Here is a 1411-nt window from a genome sequence, read left to right as displayed (position 1 = left end):
AACCGTAGTTAGAAGGGTTTCAAGCCGATTTTGAATCAATCATAACACTGTACAATTTACAAAAAATGGAAGTATTACAAACTAGCAATTAGCGTATACATATACTTATAAAGTTACGTATATGTATATTCGTTTATATCGATTGGCGGTGTGTGCGTGGATTTTGTCGAAAAATTATGAAACATCTCGGTGATGTTTCACGTGAAACAATTGGAAGAAATGCAGAAATTTCTGATATTTTTTGAAGAAAAAGAAAGTCACAAGAATCTTCGTTAAAGGATATTAATTATAACGAAGGCCCTTGTGACTTTCATGTGTCAATCATTGAAAAATTAGCGTGATGAATTATTCGAATTTACTATTGTTGAGTATCTTTCATATAAAACAAATGAAAGGCACGGTAAAGTACTTATGACATTGGTTACTGATAACACACAAATTGTAATAAATCACCCTCAAAAAGGAACTCATTTAACGATTCAAGAGCGTGGACAAATTCAAGCCTACAAAGAAATAAATGGGCTTATCTAACCGTCAAATCGCTAGGAAGCGCAATAGGGTCTCTCAAACCATTAATAATAAGGTTAAGCGTGGATGGGTAAAAACCATTAAGTAGATACAAAAGAAAGCTAATGGTAAAGAATACCGCTATTACAACGAACAATATTATGCAGAAGTTGGACAAATTCGTTATGCGTCTAATAAATTGTAATGTGGAAGAAAACCTATTTATTGGTCTTTTCCTGAAATTGTAACGAAATTAGATAGCTTACTCCTGGGTAAAGTTGATGGTATTAAGTACTCACCATATGCTACAACTAAAAAGCTTGAAGAAGTAATTCCTACGGAATTTATTCCATGTGAATGCACTATTTACACTTGGATTGATAAAGGTATTATGCAGACTAAAAACGTTGATTTAATGTCTAAAACCACTCGTAAGAATGATCCTAAATCTTCAAAGGCTCCAGTTAAACGTGTATTGGGGCGCAGTATTAATGAACGTCCTACTTACATTGATAGTCGTTCTGAAATTGGATACTTTGAAATTGATACTGTCGTTGGCAAGAAAGACTCTATGGACAAACGTTTTAATGGTCTTAACTGACCGTTTATCTTGCTATACTGTGATTTTTCGTATCAAAGATAAGAGTTCTGAATCCGCTAATAAGAAACTCGAAGAGTTGAAGTCTAGTACGGATGAAAAAGCGTTCTATCAGACTTTCAAGTCTTTAACCTCAGATAACGGACTAGAATTTTCACGCCTTCAAGAAGTTCACAGTAACACTTATTATGCGACTCCATACACTCCAAGTGAACGTGGTTCAAATGAGAATGTAATTCGTATTATTAGACGATTTATCCATAAAAGTACTGCCATTATTACATTTAATTCGTAGAAGATGCAGTC

The 1411-nt window shown here is 33.8% G+C and carries 2 protein-coding genes; both read left to right on the top strand.

What is annotated here, in order from left to right:
* Positions 1-898 precede the first annotated feature (898 nt).
* Positions 899-1108, top strand: coding sequence for a hypothetical protein (locus JCM10991_RS15490; RefSeq protein ID WP_023859012.1), 210 nt, complete (start codon positions 899-901; stop codon positions 1106-1108).
* Positions 1095-1400: an IS30 family transposase gene (locus JCM10991_RS11670; protein ID WP_025021585.1), complete on the top strand. Its 306-nt coding sequence runs from the start codon at positions 1095-1097 to the stop codon at positions 1398-1400. Before JCM10991_RS15490 ends, JCM10991_RS11670 begins: the two co-directional genes overlap by 14 nt.
* The last annotated feature ends 11 nt before the right edge of the window (positions 1401-1411 follow it).

Origin of the sequence: Ligilactobacillus equi DSM 15833 = JCM 10991, assembly GCF_000615765.1 — a bacterium.
Lineage (GTDB): Bacteria > Bacillota > Bacilli > Lactobacillales > Lactobacillaceae > Ligilactobacillus > Ligilactobacillus equi.
The sequence above is the reverse complement of the archived record's forward strand: the minus strand, read 5'-3'. Positions and strand labels throughout refer to the sequence as shown.

Excerpts from the sequence above, each read along its gene's own strand:
- JCM10991_RS15490 (WP_023859012.1), top strand. The coding sequence starts at position 899 with ATGCAGACTAAAAACGTTGATTTAATGTCTAAAACCACTCGTAAGAAT.
- JCM10991_RS11670 (WP_025021585.1), top strand. The coding sequence starts at position 1,095 with ATGGTCTTAACTGACCGTTTATCTTGCTATACTGTGATTTTTCGTATC.